The following is a 20064-nucleotide window of genomic DNA, read 5'->3' on the forward strand; positions in this document are numbered from 1 at the left end:
GGGGCGCGGTGCTGTCGGTATTCTTGGGCTGGAAAGGGGGGAGCCTGATAGGTAAAGGTGATTTTACCGTGGATGAGGTCGAACACCATGGCGCACCGGACACGCTGACCATTCGCGCTCGCAGTGCTGATTTTCGCGGTTCGCTCAATGCCCGGCGTGAAGTCTCTTATCATGAGACAACGCTGGGGAAAGTAGTGGCGCAAGTGGCCGAGCGCAACAAGCTCACCGCCATGCTGGCCGAGGGGCTGGATGATATCGCTATCTCTCATATTGACCAGACCCAAGAAACTGACGCCAAGTTTATCACCCGGTTAGCCTCACTGAATGGCGCGGTGGCGGTTGTCAAAGCCGGGCGATTGTTGTTTATCCAGCCGGGCAGCGGTGTCACGGCCAGCGGTAAACCCATTCCAAAGATGACCATCACCCGGCAAGATGGCGACCAACACAGCTTTAGTATTGCTGACCGGGGAGCCTATACCGGCGTGAGTGCCAGTTGGTTGCACACCAAAGACCCCAAACCGGCCAAGCCGAAAAAAGTTAAGTTGCAGCGTAAGCCAAAGTTTAAGCAGCTCCGCGCACTGGAACACCCCAAAGCCAAACCGACGCGCACCAAAGCAGCCACAGTGAAAAAACCGGTGGAGGAAAAACAAGGGGATTATCTGGTAGGGTCAGAAAATAACGTTTTTGCTATCACCACGGTTTACGCCACGCAAAAAGCCGCCATGCGCGCCGCTCAATCTAAATGGGAGAAGTTACAGCGCGGTGTTGCTGAGTTCTCTATCACCTTAGCCATGGGGCGCGCTGATTTATTTCCTGAAACCCCTGTCGCGGTCAATGGCTTTAAATCGGTGATAGACCAACAGAACTGGATAATCAGCAAGGTGACGCACAGCCTGAGTAACAGCGGCTACACCACACAACTGTCTCTCGAAGTGTTGTTGTCGGATGTGAGCTATGAGGCTGAATGAGATTCACAATAAGTGATTTTATTGATATTAAATTCACATAAAGCTAATTTTTAAGCGTTTGTAATGCTATCATATTTGCATAAGCAGATAGAGGAGGGGACACCAATATGATGCATTGCCCGCTTTGTAGAACCGCTGCACATGCTCGGTCTAGCCGTTACCTGAGTGAACAAACGAAAGAACGTTATCACCAGTGCACAAATATAAACTGTAGTTGCACCTTTGCTACTCATGAAACAGTTGATCGGATAATTGTTAAGCCGGGGGAAACAAAACCAGCACCACCCCATCCGAGTCGTAATAATCAAGCCGTGTTTTGGTATTAAAATAAGCCTGCGTAAGCGGGTTTTTTTTCGCCCCAATTAACCGATCACCAAAATATCCATCGCCATTTTATCGCCATCGCCATTTCAACAAACAAAAAAGCCAACTCGAAAGTTGGCTTAATGTGCTGATTTAACAGCTAAAATTTGGTGGCCCCTACTGGACTTGAACCAGTGACCAAGCGATTATGAGTCGCGTGCTCTAACCAACTGAGCTAAGGGGCCAAACTTGGACGCTGATTATACGGTAGTTTTTATCCTGCGGTCTAGAGCTGATAAATCAGATGGGTATTTTCTGCGCAATTTTAAGCGTTTTTAAGCATATAGTGGAAAATAGTAAGCCAATATTAGTATCGGAATCAGAGTTTAAGCCAAAAAGAAAAACCCCGGCATGCCGGGGTTTTTGTGTGCTTGTCACTGCAACTGACGATTAATCGTCCAGGAAGCTGCGCAGCACTTCAGAGCGGCTTGGGTGACGCAGTTTACGCAGCGCCTTAGCTTCGATCTGACGGATACGTTCACGGGTGACGTCGAACTGTTTGCCCACTTCTTCCAGAGTGTGGTCAGTGTTCATATCGATACCGAAACGCATACGCAGAACTTTCGCTTCACGCGCGGTCAGGCCCGCTAACACGTCGTGAGTGGCAGAGCGCAGGCTCTCAGAGGTTGCAGAGTCCAGCGGCAGCTCCAGAGTGGTATCTTCAATGAAATCGCCCAGATGTGAATCTTCATCATCACCGATTGGGGTTTCCATTGAGATTGGCTCTTTCGCAATCTTCAACACTTTACGGATCTTGTCTTCCGGCATTAGCATGCGTTCAGCCAGCTCTTCCGGTGTTGGCTCACGGCCCATCTCTTGCAGCATCTGGCGCGAAATACGGTTGAGTTTGTTAATGGTCTCAATCATATGCACCGGAATACGGATGGTACGTGCCTGGTCCGCGATAGAGCGGGTGATCGCCTGACGAATCCACCAAGTTGCATAGGTTGAGAATTTATAACCCCGACGGTATTCGAATTTATCTACTGCTTTCATCAAGCCGATATTACCTTCCTGAATTAAATCAAGGAATTGTAATCCACGGTTGGTGTATTTTTTCGCAATAGAGATAACCAGACGCAGGTTAGCCTCGACCATTTCTTTCTTGGCGCGACGTGCTTTCGCTTCACCGATAGACATACGGCGGTTGATGTCTTTCACTTGCTCAATAGTCAGGCCGGTTTCTTCTTCGATCTGACGTAGTTTCTGCAAGCTACGTTGCACATCGTCCGAAACATCTTTCAGTTTTTCAGACCATGGTTTGCCCATAGCCACTGCTGCCGCAAACCAAGTATCGCTGGTTTCATTGCTGGCAAACAGGGTAACGAAGTTTTTCTTCGGCATTTTGCACTGTTCAACACACAGCTTCATGATGATACGTTCTTGAGTACGAACGCGGTCCATCATGGCACGCATGTTATTGACCAGATAGTCAAATTGCTTCGGCACCAGGCGGAACTGTTTGAACACTTCAGAAAGCTTCAGAATTTCAGCAGCAGCCTTGGCGTGGCTACGACCATTTTTCTTGATCTCCATGCGTGCGTTTTCATACTGCTCACGCAAATCGCTGAATTTCTGGCGCGCCAGCTCTGGGTCGATGCTGTTGTCGTCTTCTTCTTCGTCTTCGTCTTCATCTTCGTCGTCGTCGTCATCCATCTCTTCGGTGGATAATTCAGAACCAACGTGAGTTGCCGTAGGCGCAATATCTTCTTCGGCGTTTGGATCAACAAAGCCGGTGATCAGGTCAGATAGACGGGCTTCGCCCGCTTCAACACGATCATATTGTTCCAACAGGTAAGTAATAGCTTCAGGGTATTCAGCAACCGAGCACTGAACCTGATTGATACCGTCTTCGATACGTTTGGCGATATCAATCTCGCCTTCACGCGTCAATAGTTCAACGGTACCCATTTCGCGCATGTACATACGCACCGGGTCAGTAGTACGCCCGATTTCGGATTCAACACTGGACAACACCTGTGCAGCAGCTTCAGCCGCGTCATCGTCGGTATCAGTGGTGTTCTCGGCCAGCATTAAATCATCGGCATCAGGGGCTTCTTCCAGCACCTGTATGCCCATGTCATTAATCATCTGGATGATGTCTTCGATCTGATCGGAATCGACGATATCTTCCGGCAGATGGTCATTGACCTCAGCATAGGTCAGATAGCCTTGCTCCTTACCACGGGTGACAAGTAGCTTCAGCTGTGACTGCGGGTTTTGCTCCATAAGACGGTATCCACACTTCAGAGTATTTGGGTTGGTGTCGGTCGGCGAAACCGCCAACAATAGCATTTGGGGCTTTTTTTTGTCGCCGTGGCCCGCTATGACGGCATATTGTGGGGATTTTCCCCCACATTTATCGGCAATTAAGCCGTTAGGTGATTCATTTTTTTCTGGCTAACGCCAGATTCAAAGACCAAAGTTCTTTACGTTCTTCGGCGTTTAATCCATGTGTACGATCACGCGCTATGAGTGTTTCCTGACGTTGCTCCAATATGGAGTCATACAGGCTGGTTAGCGTGTCGACAAAAGTCTGTTCAACCATATCCTCAACAATCATGTGGTTCCATGTTGCGAGAGTTTCAAGCTGTTGGCTGAATTTATTATCACGATACAGTTCTAATAACTGCCCGGTTGTCAGCCCTGGTTGAGCCAAACAGGTTTCAACCAATTCTATAAATAACGGCAAACCCGCTAACTTAGCTTGCTCTACGCCCTGTAATGACGGGATGAGTGTTGCGAGTTGCGGATTTTGAACCAGTAGCCCTATAAGTATACGCATGGTTGTGCGTTTTAGCTGGGGCGGCTGATAGCTATTTATATTTTCAGCCAGTTTCGGCATCAGCTTGTCTAATTGGCTGTCATCAAGCAGGCCCAGCTTATTGCCGAGTTGCTGGCGGAGGTAAAGTCGTAAGGTTTCACCGGGTACCTGGCTGATTAAAGGAAGCGCCAGAGTGCTTAATTTGGCTCGCCCGTCTGGGCTGCTCAAATCCACTTGTGGCATCAATGTTTCGAACAAGAAAGTTGAGAGTGGCTGGGCCTCCTCCATCCGTTGTTCGAATGCATCTTTTCCTTCTTTTCGCACCAAAGTATCTGGGTCCTCACCATCAGGCAAAAACATAAAGCGTAGCTGACGCCCATCATTTAGATAGGGCAGCGCCGTTTCTAATGCACGCCAGGCCGCATCTCTACCCGCACGATCGCCGTCATAACAGCAAATTACGTTATCTGTAGCGCGGAATAATAATTGAATATGCTCCGCGGTAGTCGCTGTGCCCAGTGAGGCAACGGCATAATCAATACCAAATTGCGCCAGAGCTACCACATCCATATAACCCTCAACCACGAGCAACCGTGTTGGGTTAGGATGGTTCACCTGCGCTTCATACAAGCCGTATAACTGGCGGCCCTTATGAAAAATTTCTGTTTCCGGGGAGTTGAGGTATTTCGGCACTCCATCACCCAGAACTCGCCCACCAAAGGCGATTACCCGCCCGCGTTTATCGCGAATAGGGAACATGACGCGCTCACGAAAACGATCGTAAGTCCGCCCTGTATCATTAGTCACCAGCATTCCGGCATCGTTCAGCGCGGTACGGCTTTCACCATCGCGTCCAAAGCGTTTTAAAGCATTGTCCCAACCCGGGGGAGCAAAACCGATAGCGAAATGTTGGATAATTTCTTCACTCAAACCGCGACGTTTAAGGTATTCGCGTGCCTGATTGGCGGTCTGGCCCTTGAGTGACTGCTGATAGAAGGCGTTTAGGCTTTCCATCAATTGATAAAGACTTTGTCGTTGATGACGTTCAATTTGGGTGGTGCCGGTTCCTGCCTCGTAAGGCACTTCCAGCCCATGCATAGTGGCTAATTCTTCGATACTTTCGACAAACTCCAGTCTGTCGTAATTCATCAAGAAATCAACAGCATTACCATGCGCACCACAGCCGAAACAGTGATAAAACTGCTTTTCGCCGTTAACGGTGAATGAGGGTGTTTTCTCATGATGGAACGGACAGCACGCATGATAATTTTTGCCTTGCTTCTTCAGCTTTACCCGAGCATCGATAAGATCGACGATGTCGGTGCGAGCCAGCAAGTCATTGATAAATACACGTGGAATTCGTCCGGCCATAAGCCCCTATTCGGTCAGTCCATAAACGAGAACAAGCCGCGCATTCCTTTCGGAAGGCACGGCCTTCGTATGCAACTACTCGATCTGCGCGTTCTTAGAACATAAAAAACTACGCGATGGGGTTACCCCCGAAGAATTAATACAGACGAGTGCGGCGTGCGTTTTCGCGAGCCAATTTCTTCGCGTGACGTTTTACAGCAGAAGCTTTAGCGCGTTTACGTTCGGTAGTCGGTTTTTCATAGAATTCACGACGACGAACTTCAGCTAAAACACCTGCTTTTTCACAAGAGCGTTTGAAACGACGAAGAGCTACGTCGAATGGCTCGTTTTCACGTACTTTAATTACCGGCATGTGCCTCTCACCTCAATAGAAATCGGTTTGCTGCTGGCCAATCGCCAGCCTTCTCAAAATGGTGCGGAATTTTACTTCAATGGATGCTGCTTTGTAAAGCACCACAGCAAATTGAAACAGGCACGCCCCTGTGATGTCGCCCCCGTTCTTTACAAGAAAGTTGGTGCCAAGGGTGCGACGGCCGCTGATTATATACTAAACAGGGCAATTTATCGAATTTATCAACATTATTTTCAAATGTGACAACTATCAACAACATTCAGGATATCAATGCGCCAAAATGCCGTTTTTCCGTTCAATTTAGGATCAGAAATCATGACGGGCGACAGGGTTATGCTAAACTATCGGCCGCACGTGAATGATGGGAAATGTAATGCGAGTTTTGGGTATAGAAACATCCTGCGATGAAACCGGAATTGCAGTGTATGACGAAGAAACCGGTCTGTTAGCTAACCAATTGTACAGTCAGGTTAAATTGCATGCTGATTATGGCGGCGTCGTTCCTGAGCTGGCTTCCCGTGATCATGTGCGCAAAACAGTGCCATTGATTCAGGCTGCATTGAAAGAAGCCAATTTGAGCGCCAAAGACATTGATGGCGTGGCGTATACCGCAGGCCCAGGGTTGGTCGGTGCATTGTTGGTCGGCGCGACTATCGGCCGGGCATTAGCTTTTGCCTGGGGTGTTCCCGCTGTGCCTGTTCATCATATGGAAGGCCATTTATTGGCACCGATGCTTGAAGATAATGCACCGGAATTTCCGTTTGTCGCGTTACTCGTCTCCGGCGGTCACACGCAATTAATCAGTGTGACCGGCATTGGTGAATATCTGTTATTGGGCGAATCTGTTGATGATGCAGCAGGTGAAGCATTTGATAAAACAGCTAAATTACTAGGTCTGGATTATCCCGGTGGGCCAATGTTGTCGCGTATGGCACAGCTTGGCACGGCGGGGCGCTTTACTTTCCCGCGGCCAATGACTGACCGCCCTGGGCTGGATTTTAGTTTTTCCGGCTTAAAAACTTTTGCTGCGAACACCATTCGTTCCAATGGTGATGATGATCAGACTCGTGCCGATATTGCGCGTGCTTTTGAAGATGCAGTGGTTGACACTCTGGCTATCAAATCAAAACGCGCTCTGGATCAAACTGGTTTTAAACGCTTAGTGATTGCCGGCGGAGTGAGTGCTAACCGTACTTTGCGCACTAAATTGGCCGAAATGATGCAAAAGCGTGGCGGTGAAGTGTTTTACGCCCGGCCAGAGTTTTGCACCGATAATGGCGCGATGATCGCCTATGCTGGGTTGATCAGGCTGAAAAGTGGTGTGAATAGTGAGTTGAGTGTGTCGGTCAGACCGCGCTGGCCGTTGGCTGAGTTGCCGAAAGTCTGATCAGAAAGTCTGAGCGGGGCTGCGGCTGCGTTGCCGCAGTCATTCAAAATACTCATGGACAAGAGTCCATTGCATTTTTTCATTCCTTTGCGCCTTACCTCGCTCATGCTCAGTCATTCTGATAGGGGTGTCGAACGGCTGAGTGTTGCCGCAGCCATTCTCGATTTTGAGGAAAACTAATCTTCTTTCTCTTCTAATTCTGCGGCTTCTTCGGCGGGCGTTTTTTGCTTTTTCTTTCTGAGCTTATCCCAGATTTTACTTTCTTTGCCGCGCCATAAACGCTGAATATTATCGTGGTGGCGCATCAGAATCAGGCAAGAAAGCATGGCGACCGGAAAGGTGAATTGCGGCTTGAACCACCAGACGTAAAAAGGAGCAATCAGGGCGCTGATAATCGCACCTAAAGATGAATAGCCGCTCAGTAAAACCGTCAGCAGCCAAGTGCCGGTCATCAAGCCAGTCAGATCCCAGCCAATGGGGGCGATAGCGCCAAATGCAGTGGCGACGCCTTTGCCACCTTTAAAATGGAAAAATACCGGATAAATGTGGCCAAGACAGGCTGCAATAGCGGTAAGACCCAAATACAGTGGCGAAACGTGCAGTAGATAAGCTATCCAAACTGGCAACATGCCTTTCAGCACATCGAAAATCAATACTGTGGCGGCGGCAGTGCGGCCACCAATGCGCAGCACGTTAGTGGCACCGGGATTGCCGGAGCCATGCTTACGCGGATCGGGTAATTTGGCAACCCGGCACACCAGAACAGCGCTGGAAATAGAGCCACACAAATACGCGAAGATAATCATGCCAAGCGCGATAGCACTCATAACACCGCCCTGTTGAATAATGGTCGTTTTAATCGCAACATCAGTGGATAATACGCATATTCGGCTGGAAGTGGTATCCGGCAGGCACAAAAACAGAGAATGACGTGATGGACATCGTATTTATTGAGGAACTCAGTGTCATAACCACCATCGGTGTTTATGACTGGGAGCAGACCATTCAGCAGAAGCTGGTGTTCGATATCGAAATGGGCTGGGATAATCGTAAAGCCGCTGCTAGCGATGATGTAAATGATTGTCTGAGCTACGCAGATATTAGTGACGCCGTTATCAAACACGTAGAATCTCAGCGTTTTGCGCTGGTCGAGCGGGTCGCTGAAGAGATTGCCGAGTTATTGTTACAGCAGTTTAAGTCACCTTGGGTGCGGGTTAAGGTGAGTAAACCGGGGGCGGTCGCTCAGGCGCGCAATGTCGGTGTAGTGATTGAGCGCGGTCAGCGGTCTCACTGATTTTTATTACACCACGACATAAAAATGCAACGCTGTATAGATAATGTGGCCTGAATTATTGATTAACGTGATATTTTTTACATGCTGAAATTGAACGGCATGATTTTGTTAACGGCCAATATAATTTTTCACATTGCCGTTTTTTTGTGGATTTCTATTACAGGGCATTGGGTATCATAGATGACGGATATATATTCGCTGTTTGTAGCTTTTGTTTTGGGCGTGGTTGAAGGACTGACTGAGTTCCTGCCGGTTTCATCTACTGGGCATATGATTATTGTCGGCGAGCTATTGGGCTTTACCGGCGACAAAGCAAAAACCTTTGAAGTCATTATTCAGTTAGGGTCGATTCTGGCTGTGGTGGTGGTGTTCTGGCGGCGCTTATTCGGGCTTATTGGTATCCATTTTGGCAAAGTGCCTCATGAGGGTAAAACCAGCGGGCACCTGACCTTGGGCCATATTTTACTGGCGATGATCCCTGCGGTCGGTTTGGGGTTGGCTTTCCACGACGTCATTAAATCGTTATTTAATCCGCAAAGTGTCATGTACGCCTTGGTTGCTGGTGGTTTGCTCTTACTGGCGGCAGAGTGGTTTAAACCTAAAAATCCGAAGGCCATTGGGCTGGATGATATTACCTATCGCCAAGCCTTTGCTATTGGTTGCTTCCAGTGTTTGGCATTATGGCCAGGTTTCTCGCGATCCGGTGCAACCATTTCAGGCGGGATGTTGGTCGGTGTGAACCGCTATGCGGCCTCTGAATTTTCCTTTATTTTGGCCGTCCCAATGATGCTCGGGGCCAGCGCTTTAGATTTGTATAAAAGTCTACATTTCCTGAGCTGGGGCGATTTACCGATGTTTGCTGTCGGGTTTATTACTGCATTTATCGTCGCACTGATTGCTATCAAAACCTTCCTGTCACTGATTAAGCGTATCTCTTTCGTGCCTTTTGCGATTTATCGCTTTATTGTCGCGGGAGCGGTGTACTGGGTCTTTATGTAACGGCATTGTGGTCACGGAATATAAAAACGCCCTGAATTTTCAGGGCTTTTTTATTTATATCTAGGTAATGATTTAGGGTGAAATCACTTCTTGAGTTTGTTTCCATTGGGCTAAGGCTTGTTGACGGCGGCGTTTCAGTTCATCTCGAATAGCCAAACCTTGTAGCCCACTGGCGACTATTTCCTGCACCGACACTCCATTAGCAATATGGTATGCCGCGCGTAAGTAATCGCCCTGTGGATAAGGGTTTTCTTCAAATCCGGTGCGACCCCGGGCATCTGCCTCGCTGGTCATTATCATCTGCTCAAGGCGCTCTGGTTTGCGCCAAACATCAATAGCATCAAACAGTTTAAGCAGAGTTTCAGGGCGGAGCTTATTCGCCGTATGAATAAGATCGTGGTATTCCGCCACTAGTTTGGCTAAATCACGCACTGGATTCGGCACCCGTAAACGCTGGCATAGCTGCTCGACTAATTTGACTCCTGCAGGGCCATGTCCATGATGATGGGGCCAAAATTCTTTCGGTGTCAGCCCTTTACCTAAATCATGACAAAGCGCAGCAAAGCGCACGTCAACTTCAGGGCTGAGCTGAGCGGCAATAGCTAGCGTCATCAGAGTGTGGATGCCGGTATCAATTTCCGGATGCCATTTTTCTGGTGCAGGCACGCCAAATAGGCGCTCAATTTCGGGGAACAGTACAGCCAGTGCACCGCAATCGCGTAATACCTGAAAATAGATCTGCGGGCTTTGGGTTTTCAGTGCTTTTTCAGTCTCTTTCCACACACGTTCTGGTGTCAAAGCCGAAAGTTCGCCACTTTTGGCCATTGAGGCCATCAATGATTGAGTCTCTGGGGCTACCGTAAAGCCCAAGTGAGCAAAACGGGCGGCGAAACGGGCAACACGCAAAACACGCAGCGGATCTTCACCAAATGCATCAGAGACATGGCGTAACACGCGGTTCTCTAAGTCTTGCCGGCCATTGTAGGGATCAAATAACTCCCCCTCATTACTGCGGGCAATGGCGTTGATGGTCAAATCGCGGCGCAGTAAATCTTCTTCCAGTGTGACATCGGGGGCGGCGTAGCAAGTGAAGCCGGTATAGCCCTGACCTGATTTACGTTCGGTGCGGGCCAATGCATATTCTTCATGGCTGTCGGGGTGAAGAAATACCGGGAAATCTTTACCCACCTGCTGGTAGCCCCGCGCCAGCAGCTGTTCTGGCGTAGCGCCCACCACCACCCAATCCTGCTCGGTGACCGGTAGATTTAATAGGCTGTCGCGTACGGCACCGCCGACCAGATAGATCTTCATATTAACCCTTTGTTCTTGACGTTGTAGCGTTGTTGGCCGCTCTCTTTCACCCGAATTACTTACTTGTGTAAGCTCATCGGGATTCATTCGTTTGCCGCCTAGCTACAATGCCAATGACTGTGGGTTACCCTTTGTTCTTGACGTTGTAGCGCAGGTGTAAAAGACGATTTTATATCTGGTCGCTAAAATTACCAGTCGTCAGTTCAGTATAGTTGGGAGATGGAAACTAATTAAACAGGCTACCCTGGCAGATAGCCTAATTGTTCATTCTGGACGCCGGTAAGCGCTATCAGTTCATCCAGCGATTATTCTTTTTACGGCTGGGTATCAGATGTGGCAGCACTAAACCAATCAGCAGGCCGATACCGGCTACACCGCCACCGTACATAAACCATTGCAGAATAATAGTGCGCTGCTTGTCATCCAATTGCAGATTCACGGCGCTGACTTTCTTCTGAGCAACGATTAACTGGTTTTTCAGTGACTCATTTTCTTTTTGTAATTCGGAAATGACACTATCACTGGCAGCTACTTTTTGTTGCATTTCTGCGGTGCGCTGATTCCAGCTATTATCAATATTAGCCAACTTATCTGTCAGTGTTTTGACCTGTTGTTCAAGGTCAGGAACCCGGACGCGCAAGCTGGGGGTTTCGCTCAATTGATCCAGTGGGATCCAAGTGGTTTTACCTTTGCTATCGCGGATTTGGCCGTAATTTGTGCTGTCATTAACGCTTATCAAGGTAACTTCATCCCCACCTTTTAGCGTGCCAACAATACGGTATTGGTTACCGGGGCCGCTATGAACGTAGGTATCCAGCTCATCAGAGATGTAGCGTTTTTCTTCAGCGTAAGCGCCCAGAGAAATACTGAGACTGAGCACTGTGAGGCAAATTAGGCGTAATTTCTGCATTAGAGAGTCATTTATGAGTGAATTTATGGGACGATAGTAGTGTGTTCAGTTTGCCGACGCAACGCATAAACCGGAATGAGAACTATCTTACTCTCATAGGCAGTGCGGCTTTGGCCATTTTTTTGTTTATTTTAACCGCACTGAAAATTTGTCTTATGAAGCCTTAGGATAGACTTGTAAAAACAGGTTAAAATAGAGTTTGACTCAGGGCTGCCGCGTGCGTGTTTTTTTGTTTTAAAGCAGAGAAATTGGTGTAAAACAGGCAAATCACGGCGAAAGAGGCATAATGCCCGTAATCTCGCAACATACCGGTGTGAATGAAATTATGACCGTTGAAATAGAATTAAAATTTATTGCTACTCCCGCAGCCATTGCTGTTTTACCGGAGCGAATTACCTCTTGGCAAAGCCAGCATTTTGCGCCGCAAACTCTGACGAATATCTATTTTGAAACAGCGGATAACCGTCTACGCCAACATGATATTGGTTTACGAATTCGTGGTTATGACGGCCGCTATGAAATGACGGTTAAAACTGGCGGTAAAGTCGTCGGCGGTTTACATCAACGGCCTGAATATAACGTTGATCTTGATAGTGATAAGTTAGATTTAGCGCGTTTCCCTGCCGATATTTGGCCGGAAGGTTGGGTGGTTGATGCGCTACAAGACGAATTGCAGCCGTTATTCCGTACCGATTTTACTCGTGAGAAGTGGGTAATCACTTACGGTGAGAGCGAGATAGAGCTTGCCCTTGACCAAGGTACAATCTCATCTAAAGCAGCGGATGGCAGCAATGAGCTGTCAGAGCCACTGAGCGAGATTGAGTTGGAGCTCAAAAAAGGTAATCAGGCAGATTTACTGGCACTGGCGGCTGAGCTGGCACAAATCGGCGGTTTGCGTCAGGGGAATTTGAGTAAAGCGGCTCGCGGTTATCATTTGGCACAAGGTAATCCCCCGCGTGAATTGCGCCCATTGTTGGTCTTGCAGCCCGCGCCGAAATCTACCGTCGAACAGGGAATGATTGCGGGGCTAGAAATGGCGTTGGATCACTGGCAATACCACGAAGAGCTATGGTTGCGCGGTGAACCAGCAGCTAAGGCTATGATTATTGAAGCTTTAGGTATGGTTCGCCAAACCTTGGCTATTTTCGGCGGATTGGTGCCACGTAAAGCCAGCACCGAATTACGCGCTTCATTGTTAGCGCTAGAACCCCAGTTAGAGCCGAAAAATGCCAATGCCGAGGTCATCTGCTATAGCGCCGATTATCTGAAATGTAAGTTAGCGCTCACATCGTGGCTGGTGACTGCTGGCTGGCGGCCATTTATGGATGACAAAGCGCTGGCTAAATTTAATGGCTCATTTAAACGCTTCTGCGACATCATGCTCAGCCGCAGTGCCGCTGATCTGAAAGAGGCCTTTGGTCATCATCTGGATGATGATGGCTATTTGGCACAACTCCCGCGTTTAAACCGGCAGATTATGGCGTTCCAATTACTCTCTGGTTTCTATCCACAAAATGAATGGCATCCATACATTGATGGCTGGTTTGGTCTACAACTGGCGATTATGGAACGGCAGGGCCACTGGCGTGATACCGCTCGTAAGGAAGCTTTAGCTCAGCCAGCGTTTTGGCTGAATGGTGCAGCTAGTTAATAGATAGCCGCTTGAGGAATGCTTTATGTTGCCACTCCCTTCGGAATTACAGATTCAGGCGCAGAATATACAGCAGCGCTTTAATGAGTTACCGGCTCCGCCGAGCTTGCGTGAAGAAGATATTGCAGTATTGGCGTTGAGTGATTTTGTCAGTGACATGTTACTGATTCATCCTGATTGGCTGGATGAGCTGCATCAGCAGCCGCCACAACCGCAGGAGTGGCAATTTTATCCACAATGGCTTAGTCAAGCACTGGCCGAGGTGCAAGACGAAGCCGCGCTATTAGCGGCGCTGCGGCTATTTCGTCGTCGGATTATGGTGCGCATTGCCTGGTCTCAGGCGCGAGAGACCAGCACCACGACAGAGACTTTGCAACAGCTCAGTTGGTTGGCTGAAAGCATGATTGTTGCTGCGCGCGATTGGCTATATCAGGCTTGTTGTCGTGAGTTTGGCACGCCCTGTAATGCGGATAATGTGCCGCAGCCCTTGCTGATTTTGGGCATGGGGAAATTAGGCGGCGGTGAACTGAATTTCTCGTCGGATATCGACTTGATTTTTGCTTACCCGGAAAATGGTCAGACTCAGGGCGGGCGGCGTCAGTTGGATAATGCTCAGTTTTTTACCCGCTTGGGCCAACGGCTGATTAAGGCGTTAGACCAGCAAACTATTGACGGTTTTGTCTATCGTGTGGACATGCGTTTGCGCCCATTTGGCGATAGCGGCCCACTGGTGCTGAGTTTTGCCGCACTGGAAGATTATTACCAAGAACAAGGGCGCGATTGGGAGCGCTACGCTATGGTGAAAGCTCGCCTGATGGGCGGTGCGGAAGACCATTACAGCAAGGAACTGCGCCAAACCCTACGGCCCTTTGTTTTCCGCCGTTATATTGATTTCAGTGTGATTCAGTCATTGCGTAACATGAAAGGGATGATTGCCCGTGAAGTGCGCCGGCGCGGTCTGAAAGACAATATCAAACTGGGGGCGGGTGGAATTCGTGAAATCGAGTTTATCACCCAGGTATTTCAGTTGATTCGAGGAGGCCGCGAACCGCGTCTGCAACAGCGCGCTTTGCTGCCGACCTTACAGGCTGTGGCAGAGCTAGGATTATTGCCGGAACAACAGGTGGCCGCGCTCAGTGGTAGCTATCTGTTTTTGCGCCGTTTAGAGAATCTGTTGCAAGCTATTGGCGATGAGCAAACACAAACATTACCCAGTGACGCGCTAAATCAGGCCCGATTAGCTTGCGGTATGGGCTATGCAGATTGGGCTGCTCTGAGTGCCGCGTTAGAGCATAATATGCAAGCTGTGCGCTTGGTCTTTGATGACCTAATTGGCGACGATACCCCCGATATTGGCGAAGATCCTTGCCATGGTTTGTATAAAAGCTTGTGGCAGGATGCATTGGAAGAGAGTGATTTAGCCCCTCTGACTCCGCATTTAGACGAAGCAGCGCGCCGCCAGTTGTTGACCACTATTCATCATTTTCGCCATGATGTTGATAAACGCACTATTGGCCCGCGTGGTCGTGAGGTACTGGACCAACTGATGCCGCGTCTGTTTGCTGAGGTTTGCCCACGGCCCGATGCTAATGTTGCCCTCAGCCGCCTGATTCAATTGCTGCTGAGTATCGTGACCCGCACCACCTATCTGGAATTGCTGGTCGAATACCACGCGGCACTAAAACATGTTATTCGCTTATGTTCTGCCTCTCCGATGGTCGCCAGCCAGTTAGCCCGCTACCCCCTGTTATTGGATGAACTGCTCGATCCTCAATCTCTCTATCAGCCGTTGGAACCCAGCGCTTATCGTGATGAATTACGTCAATATTTGTTGCGGGTGCCACCCGATGATGAAGAGCAACAACTGGAAGCATTGCGCCAGTTTAAACAGGCTCAACAATTGCGTATTGCCGCCGGAGATATCACCGAGGCGCTGCCGGTAATGAAAGTGAGCGATCACTTAACCTACCTGGCGGAGGCCATTATTGATGCGGTTATCCAGCAAGCCTGGGGGCAGATGGTGGCGCGTTATGGTCAGCCCAGCCATTTGCAGCAGCGCGAGGGCCGTGGTTTCGCGGTGATTGGTTATGGCAAATTGGGGGGCTGGGAGTTGGGTTACAGCTCAGATTTGGATCTGGTATTCCTGCTCGATTGCCCGCTGGATGTGATGACAGACGGCGAGCGGAGCATTGATGGCCGCCAATTCTATTTGCGTTTAGCCCAGCGCGTAATGCATTTATTCAGCACTCGCACCTCGTCAGGGATTCTGTATGAAGTTGATGCGCGGCTAAGGCCATCCGGGGAAGCGGGTATGTTGGTGAGCACCGTCGAGGCTTTTGCTGATTACCAACAAAATGAAGCTTGGACGTGGGAGCATCAAGCGCTGGTGCGCGCCCGCATTGTCTATGGTGACCCTGAGTTGCATCAAGAGTTTGATGCCATTCGCCAACATATCCTTTGCCGTCATCGCGAAGACCCGCAATTACAGCAAGAGGTCCGCGAAATGCGCGAGAAGATGCGCAATCATTTGGGCAGTAAACAGCGCGATATCTTTGATATCAAAGCCGATGAGGGCGGGATCACTGATATTGAGTTTATCGCGCAATATTTAGTGTTGCGCTATGCCGCCAGTGAGCCGCGTTTGACCCGCTGGTCTGATAATGTGCGAATTTTCGAGTTAATGGCCAATTACGACATTATGCCGGAGGCAGAAGCGGCGGCATTGACTCGCGCTTATGTCACCATGCGTGATGAGATTCATCATCTGGCCTTGCAGGAGCAATCTAGCAAGGTCTCTGCTGATTGTTTTGCCGCAGAAAGAGCACAGGTAGCCGCCAGTTGGCATAAATGGTTGGTTGCAGCGCCGACCGGCGCATAGATTCCAGTTATTAGCGTAGATTCCAGTTATTAATAGTATGCAAGGTGTCTGTGATATTATCCGGCACCATATATATTCGTCATACTTCAAGCTGCATGTGTGTTGGCCGCGCTCAATCACCCGAGTCATTGACTAGCGTCGACTCATCGGGATTTACTCGCTTGCCGCCTTCCTGCAACTCGAATTATTTAGAGTATAACAAACACAAAATGGGAGCGAAGAGATGTGTGTTTTCGGGGTTAATAACAGCTCACTTTGGGGGGCTAACGTATGAAAGTCACGCTGCCTGATTTTCGCCGCGCCGGTGTTTTAGTCGTTGGTGATGTCATGTTAGACCGTTATTGGTATGGCCCAACCAGCCGGATTTCACCCGAAGCACCGGTGCCGGTGGTCAAAGTTGATACCATCGAAGAACGCCCTGGTGGTGCCGCGAACGTCGCAATGAACATCGCTTCCCTTGGCGCTATCTCCCGATTAGTGGGATTGACTGGGATTGATGATGCCGCGCGCGCACTGACCAGCAAGCTCAATGAAGTGCAGGTGCGTTGTGATTTTGTTTCGGTGCCCACTCACCCGACTATCACCAAGCTACGGGTACTTTCCCGTAATCAGCAGCTCATTCGCCTGGATTTCGAAGAAGGTTTTGATGGTGTTGACCCTCAACCTATCTTTGAGCGCATTCAACAAGCGCTACCACAGATTGGTGCTCTGGTGCTGTCCGACTATGCCAAAGGCGCACTGAACAGTGTGCAGGCGATGATCCAACTGGCGCGAAAAGCCAAAGTTCCGGTGCTTATCGATCCTAAAGGCAGCGATTTTGAACGTTATCGCGGCGCAACCCTGCTGACACCTAATTTGTCCGAGTTTGAAGCGGTGGTCGGTCATTGCAAAAATGAAGAAGAATTGGTGAGCCGTGGTATGAAGCTGGTAGCCGATTTTGAGCTTTCAGCTTTGCTGGTCACCCGCTCAGAGCAAGGGATGACCTTGCTACAGCCGGGCAAACCGCCATTACATTTACCGACTCAAGCACAAGAAGTATTTGATGTGACCGGTGCCGGTGACACGGTTATTGGGGTGTTGGCTGCTGCATTGGCGGCGGGAAATACACTTGAAGAATCTTGCTTCCTGGCGAATGCCGCTGCTGGCGTGGTGGTCGGTAAATTGGGGACGTCGACAGTTTCTCCAATTGAGCTGGAAAATGCTATCCGTGGCCGTGCTGAAACAGGTTTCGGCGTGATGGATGAGCAACAACTGAAAAAAGCGGTGGCGCAAGCCCGCCAGCGCGGCGAAAAAGTCGTGATGACCAACGGCATCTTTGACATTCTCCATGCCGGTCATGTTTCTTACTTAGCCAATGCTCGCAAGCTGGGTGACCGCCTGATTGTGGCGGTGAACAGCGATGCTTCCACCAAACGATTGAAAGGTGAAAAACGCCCCGTAAATCCATTGGATCAGCGCATGATTGTCTTGGGCGCACTGGAAGCCGTGGATTGGGTGGTGCCATTTGAAGAAGATACCCCGCAGCGCTTAGTTGCTGATATTTTGCCGGATTTACTGGTGAAAGGTGGCGATTATAAACCGGATGAAATTGCCGGTAGCGCAGAAGTGTGGGCCGCTGGTGGGGAAGTGAAAGTGCTGAATTTTGAAGATGGTGTTTCGACCACTAATATTATTCAGTCCATCAAGAATGGCCGAGGTTGAGTCTGCTCTAGTTTAGTCGTGTTATGCCCAAATTAATTTGGATATGGGTCAGTTATAAATATAGAAAAGGCGAAGCGTGTGAGTGGACTAAAACAGGAGTTGAGTCTGGCACAGGGAGTCGGGTTGTTGTCCACCTCATTGCTGGGAACCGGTGTCTTTGCCGTGCCAGCACTGGCGGCAATGCTGGCGGGGGCGGATAGTTTATGGGCCTGGCCGCTATTGATAGTGCTGGTTTTCCCGATTGCTATCGCCTTTGCTGCTTTAGGCCGTCATTTTCCCAGTGCTGGTGGCGCAGCCCATTTCGTTACCATGGCATTCGGGCCGAAGCTCGGGAAAGTCACCGGTTGGCTCTTTTTGTCCGTCATTCCAGTCGGTTTACCTGCTGCGTTACAAATAGCTGCAGGTTTCTGGCAAGCCACTTTTGGCTGGAGTGATACCGGGTTATTGATGGTGCAATTGGCGACCTTACTGGTTATTTGGCTGCTGGGGACTCGCAGCGCGGGTTCTAGTGCTAATGTGCAGACATTGATTGCCTTGCTGGTTATCGCGCTAGTGGTGGCTATTTGGTGGCAGGGCGATATTCAGCTATCACAGATACCTTGGCCCGCACCGCAAGATATTTCCCCCTCAAATATGTTTAGCGCGCTGGCCGTGATGTTCTGGTGCTTTGTCGGGCTGGAAGCTTTCGCGCACCTGGCGACAGAATTCCGTCATCCAAAACGTGATTTTCCGCGCGCCCTGATGGTCGGATTGTTGGTCGCCGGGGCGGTCTACTGGGGATGCACAGTGGTGGTACTGCATTTCCATGCTTATGGTGAGCAGCAAGCGGCCGCTGCTTCATTGCCGGGAATTGTGGTGCAATTGTTTGGTGAACATGCGCTGTGGATTGCCTGCATTATTGGTTATTTGGCCTGTTTTGCCAGTGTGAATATCTATACTCAAAGTTTTGCCCGCATGGTGTGGTCACAAGCGCAGGTGCGCCCACAAAGTAAGCTGGCGCAGCTGTCTGCTGGGCAAACACCGGTCAATGCACTGACTGCGGTGGTCGGCAGTTGCCTGCTCTTTACTCTGCTGACCTACTGGCTGTCTCTGCCATTGGATTTACTGATTGTTTACGCCAACGGCATTTTTGTGCTGATTTATTTATTGTGCATGCTGGCGGGTATTCGCTTATTAAGTGGGCGCTCGCGGGTGATGTCGGTGATTGGCAGTATTCTGTGTTGTGTATTGCTGGTGATGATTGGTTGGAAAAGCTTATACGCCTTACTGATGTTTGCACTGCTGTGGATGCTGATGTTCAGACGGCGAGAGTCAGTCATACCGCTATAAAAAGGGCGCCACACGGCGCCCTAATGATAACTGGCGACTAATTTATACCTTACTCGCCTGTCTTATCATCAATCGCGGCTGTTGTATCAACGGCGGCCGGAGCACTGTTGAATTTGGCTTCCAGTTCGCCCATGCGTTGTTCCAACAACGCCAGTTTTTCTCTGGTGCGTAGCAATACTTGAGTTTGGACGTCGAACTCTTCACGATTAACCAAATCCAGGCGGGTTAACTGCGATTGCAGCACTAGCCGAATTTTTTTTTCGACGTCGTCCCCGAATTCGCGAATACCTTTTGGCATAGACTCATGCACCTGGCGGGCGATTTGTTCAATTTTTTTCGGGTCAATCATGGTATTTCCCTAATTAGATGTGAAGTTACTCTTACTAGTGTAATGCTTGCTGCCGAATGTATAAACCTCCGCACATCACCATTTTGGTAATTGCTCCGACGAATCAATAGCGTTATAGTCACAGGGCTTATTCTCAGGGCGGGGTGCAAGTCCCCACCGGCGGTAAATTGTGTTGCGGCATTTCGTGTCGTGGTGCAAAAGCCCGCGAGCGCTCACGTTGTTTCTCTTATCAAAGAGAGCAGGGTAGAGGTCAGCAGACCCGGTGTAATTCCGGGGCCGACGGTTATAGTCCGGATGGGAGAGAGTAACGGTATCTGCCGGGCTTATAGCCCGCTTGCGTTATTTCGGCTATTTCTATTGTTAGATGAAGAATGGCCCTTTACTCCTCAAGACCGCCCTGATTCTGGTAATCCATAATTTTAATGAGGTTTTTTACC

Annotated in this window: 16 protein-coding genes, 1 tRNA gene and 1 riboswitch; of the genes, 9 read left to right on the forward strand and 8 right to left on the reverse strand. The window is 49.5% G+C overall.

What is annotated here, in order from left to right; genetic code table 11:
* Together OVO64_RS13625 and OVO64_RS13630 are read left to right on the forward strand one after the other, a co-directional pair.
* A partial coding sequence (locus OVO64_RS13625) for a contractile injection system protein, VgrG/Pvc8 family (protein ID WP_267248832.1) occupies window positions 1-968 on the forward strand: 968 nt, incomplete at its 5' end.
* Between the two features lie 107 nt (window positions 969-1075).
* On the forward strand, window positions 1076-1294 hold the full coding sequence (locus OVO64_RS13630; RefSeq protein ID WP_072083015.1) for a DNA-binding transcriptional regulator: 219 nt from the start codon (window positions 1076-1078) through the stop codon (window positions 1292-1294).
* A gap of 145 nt (window positions 1295-1439) precedes the next feature.
* Here the strand turns inward: OVO64_RS13630 and OVO64_RS13635 are convergent.
* From OVO64_RS13635 to rpsU, 4 genes are all read right to left on the reverse strand, one after another.
* A tRNA-Ile gene (locus OVO64_RS13635) sits at window positions 1440-1516 on the reverse strand.
* Between the two features lie 205 nt (window positions 1517-1721).
* Window positions 1722-3560, reverse strand: a complete 1839-nt coding sequence (gene rpoD / locus OVO64_RS13640; protein WP_038638917.1) for an RNA polymerase sigma factor RpoD — start codon at window positions 3558-3560, stop codon at window positions 1722-1724.
* A 157-nt stretch (window positions 3561-3717) separates the two neighbouring features.
* Window positions 3718-5466 (reverse strand): DNA primase, encoded by a 1749-nt coding sequence (gene dnaG, locus OVO64_RS13645; RefSeq protein ID WP_050291979.1) that lies wholly within the window; start codon window positions 5464-5466, stop codon window positions 3718-3720.
* A gap of 136 nt (window positions 5467-5602) precedes the next feature.
* A complete protein-coding gene (rpsU, locus tag OVO64_RS13650; RefSeq protein ID WP_001144069.1) occupies window positions 5603-5818 on the reverse strand; it encodes a 30S ribosomal protein S21 in 216 nt (71 codons plus the stop codon).
* Between the two features lie 373 nt (window positions 5819-6191).
* Between rpsU and tsaD the strand changes: the two genes are divergently transcribed.
* The gene (gene tsaD / locus OVO64_RS13655) at window positions 6192-7205 is read left to right on the forward strand and encodes a tRNA (adenosine(37)-N6)-threonylcarbamoyltransferase complex transferase subunit TsaD (RefSeq protein ID WP_038638926.1); all 1014 of its coding nucleotides are present in this window, start codon (window positions 6192-6194) and stop codon (window positions 7203-7205) included.
* A 176-nt stretch (window positions 7206-7381) separates the two neighbouring features.
* On the opposite strand, the gene plsY is transcribed toward tsaD, so the two are convergent.
* Window positions 7382-8032 (reverse strand): glycerol-3-phosphate 1-O-acyltransferase PlsY, encoded by a 651-nt coding sequence (plsY, locus tag OVO64_RS13660; protein WP_038638929.1) that lies wholly within the window; start codon window positions 8030-8032, stop codon window positions 7382-7384.
* A gap of 107 nt (window positions 8033-8139) precedes the next feature.
* On the opposite strand from plsY, the gene folB reads away from it, so the two are divergent.
* Together folB and bacA are read left to right on the forward strand one after the other, a co-directional pair.
* Complete coding sequence (gene folB / locus OVO64_RS13665) at window positions 8140-8499, forward strand: bifunctional dihydroneopterin aldolase/7,8-dihydroneopterin epimerase (RefSeq protein WP_038638932.1); 360 nt, start codon at window positions 8140-8142, stop codon at window positions 8497-8499.
* A gap of 180 nt (window positions 8500-8679) precedes the next feature.
* Entirely contained in the window at window positions 8680-9498 is an 819-nt protein-coding gene (gene bacA / locus OVO64_RS13670; protein WP_038638935.1) for an undecaprenyl-diphosphate phosphatase, read from the forward strand.
* A gap of 72 nt (window positions 9499-9570) precedes the next feature.
* On the opposite strand, the gene OVO64_RS13675 is transcribed toward bacA, so the two are convergent.
* Both OVO64_RS13675 and OVO64_RS13680 read right to left on the reverse strand, forming a co-directional pair.
* Window positions 9571-10809, reverse strand: a complete 1239-nt coding sequence (locus OVO64_RS13675; RefSeq protein WP_145510058.1) for a multifunctional CCA addition/repair protein — start codon at window positions 10807-10809, stop codon at window positions 9571-9573.
* A gap of 289 nt (window positions 10810-11098) precedes the next feature.
* Entirely contained in the window at window positions 11099-11719 is a 621-nt protein-coding gene (locus tag OVO64_RS13680; RefSeq protein WP_050112263.1) for a TIGR04211 family SH3 domain-containing protein, read from the reverse strand.
* 325 nt (window positions 11720-12044) lie between these two features.
* Between OVO64_RS13680 and OVO64_RS13685 the strand changes: the two genes are divergently transcribed.
* The 4 genes from OVO64_RS13685 (at window position 12045) to yjeH (ending at window position 19278) form a co-directional block, all read left to right on the forward strand.
* The gene (locus tag OVO64_RS13685) at window positions 12045-13370 is read left to right on the forward strand and encodes an inorganic triphosphatase (RefSeq protein WP_145510062.1); all 1326 of its coding nucleotides are present in this window, start codon (window positions 12045-12047) and stop codon (window positions 13368-13370) included.
* 25 nt (window positions 13371-13395) lie between these two features.
* Entirely contained in the window at window positions 13396-16248 is a 2853-nt protein-coding gene (gene glnE, locus OVO64_RS13690) for a bifunctional [glutamate--ammonia ligase]-adenylyl-L-tyrosine phosphorylase/[glutamate--ammonia-ligase] adenylyltransferase (protein ID WP_120011493.1), read from the forward strand.
* Window positions 16249-16518: 270 nt separating this feature from the next.
* Window positions 16519-17949: a bifunctional D-glycero-beta-D-manno-heptose-7-phosphate kinase/D-glycero-beta-D-manno-heptose 1-phosphate adenylyltransferase HldE gene (gene hldE / locus OVO64_RS13695; RefSeq protein ID WP_038638943.1), complete on the forward strand. Its 1431-nt coding sequence runs from the start codon at window positions 16519-16521 to the stop codon at window positions 17947-17949.
* A gap of 78 nt (window positions 17950-18027) precedes the next feature.
* A complete protein-coding gene (gene yjeH / locus OVO64_RS13700; protein ID WP_145585646.1) occupies window positions 18028-19278 on the forward strand; it encodes an L-methionine/branched-chain amino acid transporter in 1251 nt (416 codons plus the stop codon).
* A gap of 49 nt (window positions 19279-19327) precedes the next feature.
* On the opposite strand, the gene ubiK is transcribed toward yjeH, so the two are convergent.
* Window positions 19328-19627: a ubiquinone biosynthesis accessory factor UbiK gene (gene ubiK, locus OVO64_RS13705; RefSeq protein ID WP_038638948.1), complete on the reverse strand. Its 300-nt coding sequence runs from the start codon at window positions 19625-19627 to the stop codon at window positions 19328-19330.
* 125 nt (window positions 19628-19752) lie between these two features.
* A riboswitch (FMN riboswitch) is annotated at window positions 19753-19937 on the forward strand.
* Window positions 19938-20064: the final 127 nt, after the last annotated feature.

The organism is Yersinia sp. Marseille-Q5920, from assembly GCF_946902935.1.
Classification (GTDB): Bacteria; Pseudomonadota; Gammaproteobacteria; order Enterobacterales; family Enterobacteriaceae; genus Yersinia; species Yersinia rochesterensis.

Bases quoted from the DNA above. Each gene is read 5' to 3' on its own strand.
- OVO64_RS13630 (WP_072083015.1), top strand. From the start codon at position 1,076: ATGATGCATTGCCCGCTTTGTAGAACCGCTGCACATGCTCGGTCTAGC.
- rpoD (WP_038638917.1), bottom strand. From the start codon at position 3,560: ATGGAGCAAAACCCGCAGTCACAGCTGAAGCTACTTGTCACCCGTGGT.
- dnaG (WP_050291979.1), bottom strand. From the start codon at position 5,466: ATGGCCGGACGAATTCCACGTGTATTTATCAATGACTTGCTGGCTCGC.
- rpsU (WP_001144069.1), bottom strand. From the start codon at position 5,818: ATGCCGGTAATTAAAGTACGTGAAAACGAGCCATTCGACGTAGCTCTT.
- tsaD (WP_038638926.1), top strand. From the start codon at position 6,192: ATGCGAGTTTTGGGTATAGAAACATCCTGCGATGAAACCGGAATTGCA.
- plsY (WP_038638929.1), bottom strand. From the start codon at position 8,032: ATGAGTGCTATCGCGCTTGGCATGATTATCTTCGCGTATTTGTGTGGC.
- folB (WP_038638932.1), top strand. From the start codon at position 8,140: ATGGACATCGTATTTATTGAGGAACTCAGTGTCATAACCACCATCGGT.
- bacA (WP_038638935.1), top strand. From the start codon at position 8,680: ATGACGGATATATATTCGCTGTTTGTAGCTTTTGTTTTGGGCGTGGTT.
- OVO64_RS13675 (WP_145510058.1), bottom strand. From the start codon at position 10,809: ATGAAGATCTATCTGGTCGGCGGTGCCGTACGCGACAGCCTATTAAAT.
- OVO64_RS13680 (WP_050112263.1), bottom strand. From the start codon at position 11,719: ATGCAGAAATTACGCCTAATTTGCCTCACAGTGCTCAGTCTCAGTATT.
- OVO64_RS13685 (WP_145510062.1), top strand. From the start codon at position 12,045: ATGACCGTTGAAATAGAATTAAAATTTATTGCTACTCCCGCAGCCATT.
- glnE (WP_120011493.1), top strand. From the start codon at position 13,396: ATGTTGCCACTCCCTTCGGAATTACAGATTCAGGCGCAGAATATACAG.
- hldE (WP_038638943.1), top strand. From the start codon at position 16,519: ATGAAAGTCACGCTGCCTGATTTTCGCCGCGCCGGTGTTTTAGTCGTT.
- ubiK (WP_038638948.1), bottom strand. From the start codon at position 19,627: ATGATTGACCCGAAAAAAATTGAACAAATCGCCCGCCAGGTGCATGAG.